This is a genomic window from uncultured Jannaschia sp., assembly GCF_947494025.1.
Taxonomy (GTDB): domain Bacteria; phylum Pseudomonadota; class Alphaproteobacteria; order Rhodobacterales; family Rhodobacteraceae; genus Jannaschia.
This window is the reverse complement of record NZ_CANLTQ010000059.1, coordinates 1-5,919: the sequence shown is the minus strand read 5'-3', so window position 1 is coordinate 5,919 and position 5,919 is coordinate 1. Positions and strand designations below refer to the sequence as shown.

The 5,919-nt window shown below is 62.2% G+C and carries 4 protein-coding genes and 1 pseudogene; 4 read left to right on the top strand and 1 reads right to left on the bottom strand.

Features of this window, described 5'->3' with window-relative positions; all coding sequences use genetic code 11:
* Nucleotides 1-503 precede the first annotated feature (503 nt).
* From Q1B08_RS20575 to Q1B08_RS20560, 4 genes are all read left to right on the top strand, one after another.
* Nucleotides 504-683: a hypothetical protein gene (locus tag Q1B08_RS20575; RefSeq protein WP_299823016.1), complete on the top strand. Its 180-nt coding sequence runs from the start codon at nt 504-506 to the stop codon at nt 681-683.
* Entirely contained in the window at nt 680-1,123 is a 444-nt protein-coding gene (locus Q1B08_RS20570) for a type II toxin-antitoxin system VapC family toxin (RefSeq protein WP_299823014.1), read from the top strand. The genes Q1B08_RS20575 and Q1B08_RS20570 overlap by 4 nt, the downstream gene beginning before the upstream one ends.
* A gap of 67 nt (nt 1,124-1,190) precedes the next feature.
* Nucleotides 1,191-1,340, top strand: a complete 150-nt coding sequence (locus Q1B08_RS20565) for a hypothetical protein (protein WP_299823011.1) — start codon at nt 1,191-1,193, stop codon at nt 1,338-1,340.
* A 720-nt stretch (nt 1,341-2,060) separates the two neighbouring features.
* Nucleotides 2,061-5,354: an AAA domain-containing protein gene (locus Q1B08_RS20560; RefSeq protein WP_299823009.1), complete on the top strand. Its 3,294-nt coding sequence runs from the start codon at nt 2,061-2,063 to the stop codon at nt 5,352-5,354.
* A gap of 379 nt (nt 5,355-5,733) precedes the next feature.
* On the opposite strand, the pseudogene Q1B08_RS20555 reads toward Q1B08_RS20560, so the two are convergent.
* Nucleotides 5,734-5,844, bottom strand: a pseudogene (locus tag Q1B08_RS20555) (IS110 family transposase); the annotation flags it as partial.
* Nucleotides 5,845-5,919: the final 75 nt, after the last annotated feature.

The window sequence follows — 5,919 nt, the reverse complement described above, 5'->3', positions numbered from 1 at the left end:
GGCTTGCTCATGCGTCCCGCCTAACCGCATGGATTCACCATGTGAATCGTCCGAAGTCAGAGTTCTGCAACAATGCCGTCCGTGGGTCGAACACGTGGAGCTAAAACCCCGCACGTCGTCATGAAGAACATCAATAGCGGTTCGCGGGTTTTTAGAGTGCGCGCAAGCCAATCCTGAGCCGCTTTTGTCCTCGGGAACGTGTTGCTGGCATGCATTGAAAGTTTCTTCTTTGTCAGGATCGGTATCATGATAGCGGGGCCATTTCGTCCAGCGCCTGCTGCGCCGATGGGGCACCCTGGCGAGCTCGTGGAAGGTTACAAGGTGGTTCACGCGCAGCCGCTTCAATGCATGACCCGGGATGCCAAAAGCTGTCGTCAGACAATTCATTTGTGCCGCCTTCACAATGAAGGCATTTTGCGGGCCAAAGTGTTGAGGATATCATGGCACAGCTCACGGTCCGGAACGTCGACGATGCTATTGCAGCCGCTCTGAAGGAGCGAGCGATGAGATCCGGACGTTCGACCGAGGCCGAGCACCGCAAAATCCTGGAGGAGGTGCTGCGCCCCGGGCAGAACCCCGACTTCTTCTCCGAGGCCCGGGCACGCCGCGTGAAACTCAAGCCTGGCGCGCCCTCCACGATCGAGATCCTGCGCGACGATCGGGGTCGAGACAGGGCGCGATGACAGTCGGACAGGGCCTTGTCATCGACACGTCTGTCGCGATCAAGTGGATCATCGACGAAGAAGGCAGCGACAAGGCTGACCTCCTCCGCGGGTCGGACATGGTTGCGCCTGCTCTCCTCCGGATCGAAGCCGCGAACGTGCTCCGCACCATCGCGGCGCGAAAGGCGCTATCCAACGCCCATGCGCTCGAGCTTTTTCTCTTGCTACAGACCGCACCGGTCACGATCGTCGATGCCGATGAGATCCTGGAGCGCCGAGCCTTGAAGCTCGCGCTCGAACTCCGGCATCCGGTCTACGACTGCGTCTATCTGGCCCTCGCGGAGCGGTTGGACCGCAAGTTGATCACAGCCGATCGCCGGTTTCTCCGAGGCCTCGCCGATACCGAGCATGCCGACAGGGCGATCGACCTGGCCGCCCTCGACCAGACCTCGGCAACATGAGACGTATTCTGAGACCAACTGCGCCGCGGGCAATATCCATTCTGAAGACGAGTAGTTGAGTGAGACCATGAACCCGACAGACATCTTCGATGTCATCGAGGCGATTGCCGAGGCCTCTTTCGATCCGTCGGAATTCGGGTTCTCCTTCGCGGAAGCCACCGACAACGCGCGTGCCGCAGTCTCCAAGCTCCGCGGCGGCTCGCTGACGGGTCGGTGATAGCGGAGAAGCTGGGTTCCGTCTTCCTCGGCCGGAAGGTTTCGTTGCGCTTGCTCTCGATCCCGACCAGGTGCGTCCCTAACATCAGATCCCGACATCAATGCGCCAGAGCAGGCTCCATCCCCAACGAGTCCGCCAGACCCTTGCCTCCCAGCGAGCACGGCGAAGCCCCGCGGCCCCTCCGGCACAGCTCCGGTCGAACCCGCAGAACCATCCGGCACCGCGCTTTCCCCATAGTCACCACCCGGCCCCGCGGCTTCCACCTTGGGAGGATTTCCAACGCGGGCCGGCCACGCACCAAGCCCCACAATCACACCGCGGCCCTCATCGAAAATCCTTCACCATTCCGGACTCTTTTCGATTGAGTCGGCGCTGCAACGCAGCGGCAACGAACCGGCCATTGGTGCATCGTGCGGCATCTGAAGCAGTTGAGCGGCAGCACTTCGGCACGGAGAGGACCTTCGAAGCTACAGAGCAAAGCCGCGCGCCGACGGGCCGGAGACTGGAAGGCCAACACTTGCCCTCCCATCTTCAAGAGGTCACTAATCAGGAAATCTCTGACCAAGCCATAGAGCTTGCTCAGTTTTCTGTCCGCAATAGCCCCACGGTGATCCCCGCATGGCCGCAACACTATCCAACGTCCTGCGATATTGGCGGACATCTCTGGCGGATGGCGCGCTTGGCGAAGGGACGTTCCGAGCTGCGGATCGAAAGAGATTCTTGGATCTCCCGAATGACGCGCTCAAAACGGGTAGTCTTCCCAAGCAGCTGGTCCACACGCTGTTCCGGGGGAAGGACGGCAATGGAACGGTCTCAGTTCGCTTCTGGCCCTTAGTGACCGCACGCAAAGCCTCACATGCCGCGTCGCGCGCCGATGGGATGCCAGCGATCGTTGCACCCGTGGTCACCGAGGGCTTCTTGGATCGAGCGGGACGGATCGTGCCGACGCGCAACGCCATTGCGCGCGATGTGCTGACGCCCTTGCCCCGGGGTGCCTTTAGCCTCGGATCGGTGGAGGCGCTCGACGATTTCCTCACGACGACGCCCCTTCCCGAAATGACGACGGCCGACGGCTGGCAGGACTACCTCCAGCATTGCCGTCAGATGATCGACGCCCTGGTGCCGGGCTGGCCCTCTGGCGAGACGGAATATTTGCCGACCGGAAGCGGTTTCATCGAGGTATCGGAAGGCGCGGATGCAACAGTGCGCGGGATGCTGGATCTCTACGACAGCCTGCTGGCCAATGAACCGGACACGCCGCTTCTACGCCAGATTGCGTTGCCCCACCGCCATGAAATCGCGATGGATCACGGCATCGAGGGGGAGTTTTCTCGACGCCTTGGGCATTCGAACCCGCACTTCCCCCTTGCCGAACAACAACGGCAGGTCCTGGCTTGGCTCGACGCTTCGGAACCCGGCGAGGTGATCGCGGTGAACGGCCCGCCCGGGACCGGCAAGACGACGATGTTGCTCTCCGCTGTAGCGGGGCTCTGGGTAAAGGCTGCGCTCGACGGGCGCGAGCCGCCTGTGATCGTCGCGGCATCGTCCAACAATCAGGCGGTCACCAACATCATCGACGCCTTTGGCAAGGATTTCGCAGTGGGCGACGGCGTGTTTGCCGGGCGCTGGTTGCCGGACATCAAGAGCTTCGGAATGTTTCTGCCGTCGCATTCCCGGCGCATGGAGGCCGCGCAGCGCTATCAGACAGAGGCCTTCCAAGCGGAGTATGAATCCGTGGCCTATGTCGAGCGCGCGCGGGTCGCTTGGCTGGAAGCTGCGGGAAGGGCGTTCCCAAATGCAAATAGCGAAGACGTCGCTGGGTTTGTCGCGAAGCTTCGGGATCGGATGATCGCAGAGGTCAATACGCTTCGACAGCTCGACATGGCATTGGACCGACGAAGAACCTGCGCCGCCGCCCTCCTGTCCGAGCTGGGTAAAGATCCGGGCGCAGAGGAGGCACGGCGTGTGGATACGCTCCGGGCAACCCAGGAAGAAGCGGATCGACTGGCCGGCGCCCGCGCGGCATTGGATCATTACCTTACCTCGGAATCCTGGCTTGCTGGCCTTTTCGGATTCCTGTCTTCGGTCCAGCGCAAGCGCGCGCTGCGGGCGCGGCTCGCCATAGCCGATCGACTGGACGGGTTGCAGGACATGACCCGTGTCAAGGATATCGAAAAGCGGATCGCAGATGCCCTGATACAGGGGCAGCAGCGCCTTGCCTCTGCCAAACAGCTCTTGGCCCGCGCAGAGGACCTGAGGAAACGGGCTTCGGTCAGCGAGTTGGCTTGGCGCAGGGCGGCCGAGGCCTTCGGAGGCTCGGATGACCCGGACACGCTGGAGCGTCAGGCTGACCTCGGGACCCGTTTTGATTTGTTTCTGCTCGCGACCCACTACTGGGAAGGGCGGTGGCTGATGGCGATGGAGGCCGATCTCGGCATCATCACCACGTCGCATGACAAGACCGGGCGAACGGCCGTCGAACCACGCTGGCAACGTCGCATGATGCTGACGCCCTGCGCCGTGGCCACCTTTGCCAGCCTGCCGGGAAAGTTGTCGTGCAGCCGCTACCAAAGCGGCAAGTTCGCGACCGAGGGCCTTTACAACTTCATCGACCTGCTGATCGTCGACGAAGCCGGGCAGGTCCTGCCCGAAGTGGCTGGCGCCTCTTTCGCCCTGGCCAAACGCGCGCTGGTTATCGGCGACACACAGCAGATCGAGCCGATCTCCACCGTGCCCGGCCCTGTCGATATTGGCAACCTCAAGGACAGCGGGTTGATCGACGACGAGGAGGTGCCCGATCAGTTGGCCGCGAGCGGCATCCGATCCACCGACGGCAGCGCCATGCGACTTGCGCAGCAAGCCTGCAAGGTCGCGCCCTGGCCCGAGCTGGATCGCGGGCTCTACCTGTTTGAACACCGCCGCTGCCATGATGAGATCATCGGCTTCAGCAATGCCCTATGCTACAAGGGCAAACTGCGCCCGATGCGCGGCCCCGCACCGGCGGATGCGCCTCTTCCCGCGCTGGGGTATCTGCACGTCGAAGGTCGCGCTTTTTCCAACGGCGGCAGCCGCGCCAACCCGGTCGAGGCCCGCACAATCGCCGCATGGCTGGAGGAAAACCGTGCGCTTCTGGAAGGCCGTTACAGCGGCCCGCTTGAGCAGATTGTCGGCGTCGTCACGCCCTTTGGCCAGCAAGTGCGCGCCATTCGGGAGGCCTGCACCGCGCGCGGCATAACCGTGGCCGGTAGTGAAGGCATGACCATCGGCACCGTGCACGCGCTGCAAGGGGCCGAACGGCCCCTGGTGATCTTCTCGACGGTCTATTCCAAACACGCGGATGGCGATTTCATCGACGCCTCGTCCAGCATGTTGAACGTGACAGTGTCGCGGGCCAAGGATAGCTGCCTCGTCTTCGGCGATATGGACATCCTGGCCACGGCCCGCAGCGGTTCACCTCGCGCATTGCTGTCCGAGTTCCTTGCGGCGAAGGGCAAGGCGTTGGATTTTGCCATGGAACCGCGCGAGGACCTGACCCGCGGCGACTCTCAAATCGAGATGCTTCAACACTCTGACGAGCACGATGCCTTCCTCTTGAGCGCATTAAGGGGTGAGGGGCGGAGATACATGATCGTAAGCCCTTGGGTCGTTGCCGGAACGATCGAGCGGACCGGCCTGTTGGACGCAATGGCGTCCGCTCGCCAGCGTGGTGCAGACATCCAAGTCTTTGCCGACCCTCTGCTGAACACCGGCCCGGCGGCAGGTGGGCTGAGCCAGATGGAAGCCGTGGAACGCAGGCTTTCCGCGATCGGTGTCGCGGTGTATCGAGTTTCAAAACTCCACAGCAAGATCGTGACCGTCGACACCGCGCTTCTCTGTGCTGGGTCATTCAACTGGCTAAGCGCGGATAGGAAAGGGCAATACGCACGGCATGAAACTTCGTTTGTCTACCGTGGCCCGCAACTTGAAGATGAGATCAAGACTATCCGGAACGGGCTTGCGCGACGCGCGAAGTAGCAGTCGGCCTGAACCGCGTGGCGCTGGAGCAGCAGTTCATCGTCTTCTCGTGTCGCCAACTGGCTTTCACTAGACTCGGTGGTGACCCGCCCGCGATGAGGATGGAGGACGCGACATAAACGGCGGCGGAAGAGTTTCTGGAACGGCTTGAAGTTCACGCCGCGATTGTCGCACTCTGCAACTGGCGCGAGATGTCCGCACATGAAACGCTCACTCTCGTCGGCGAGTGCCAGCACATGAAACGTCTCGATCCCATCCAGGCATACGACTGGCTCCCGAGCCACGCCGGAACCTGCTTACGTGCCGAACATACCAAAAAAATCGAAGCGCTTCGCAAGCAGCTCGCCGCATAATCACTCGGGCCACGTGTCCCGGCCAAACGATCGGTCTTGACCCGGTCTCCCGCGCGCACGGGGATCAGCGAGGGCGCAACGACCGAACACTCGAACCCGAACGCCCGCACTTGCCGATAAAGTCCATAGCCCGTCGGCGATGTTGCGCAAAGCAGCCGCGGGCATGACTTCTCCCTTTCCCGCCTTTCTTCAGCGGATGGCTTTGATCTCGG